1 protein-coding gene is annotated in these 1,082 nt (G+C 56.1%); it reads left to right on the top strand.

The features are described from left to right. Positions 1 to 282 precede the first annotated feature (282 nt). Positions 283 to 1,082, top strand: an 800-nt coding sequence (locus tag A3AY_RS0113645; RefSeq protein WP_018326224.1) for a M20 family metallopeptidase, incomplete at its 3' end; no start/stop codon positions are given.

The raw sequence follows: 1,082 nt of genomic DNA, 5'->3' as shown, positions 1-1,082 counted from the left end.
GGTCGCATAATCGAAACAGGGTTGCCTCAGCAGGTCTTGAAGGACCCCGCTCAGGAATACACCCGGCAACTCCTCGATTCAGCTCCTTCGCTCGATGAAGCGCTCCAACGCAGAGCGTCGCGGCGGTCTGTGTCCGGTGCGAGCGCCTCGGGGACGCTCTCTGATGTTGGCGGTCCAGTCCAGTCATGACCCGATCTGTTAATCGAGTGGCTGCGTCAAGTCTCTAGTCGAGGCTATTCCAGCTACCGATCCTGATAACAAAGAAGAAAGGATGCCGGGACGATGCTTACGAACGATCTACTTTCCCGCGAAGAACGCGAAGCCGTTGTCGAGATGCGGCATGCTATGCACCGCGAACCCGAGTTGTCGAACCACGAGACCAAAACGCAGAAGCGGATCATCGAGACGCTGAAGCAATTTGGTCTGGATGGAGCAAAGACGTTTCACAATACCGGTGTCTACATCGACATTGAAGGCCTCGCTCCTGGTCCGAAACGGTCGATTGCCTTGCGCGGCGATATCGATGCCCTTCCAATTCAAGAGGACCGTGAGGATCTTACTTACCGTTCGCAAGTCCCGGGCCTGATGCACGCGTGTGGGCATGACATGCATGCCTCCATCGCTCTTGGAACGGCTTTGGCATTCCATCGGATGCGGAATAATTTCTCCGGCAGAGTGCGAGTGATTTTTCAGCCTGCAGAAGAGGCCGAGCCCCTCGGCGGACGGACAGTTGCAGAGGAGGGTTTGTTGGTCGGGTTCGATGCCGCGGTCGGTTTCCATGTTGACCCCGATATTCCGGCGGGTTTCTTTGGCGCCGGTACCGGCGCGGTTACAAAATCCTCGGAACAATTTGAGCTGAACATCTTGGGGACTATGGCTCATGGAGCAGAGGCGCACGCCGGTGTTGACGCCATCACAATAGCGGGAGCCTTTATTAATGAGGTTCAGAAGGTAGTGTCACGCGAGATGCCGGTCGATGACGGAGCGATCATCACCATTGGAACCATTCACGGCGGCGAAGCTACAAATATCATCTGCCCATCGGTTGTGATGACAGGAACGATCCGGACCAGCAGTCCTGA

The sequence above is a fragment of the Rhizobium giardinii bv. giardinii H152 genome, from assembly GCF_000379605.1.
GTDB classification, from domain to species: Bacteria; Pseudomonadota; Alphaproteobacteria; order Rhizobiales; family Rhizobiaceae; genus Pararhizobium; species Pararhizobium giardinii.
The sequence above is the reverse complement of the archived record's forward strand: the minus strand, read 5'-3'. Positions and strand labels throughout refer to the sequence as shown.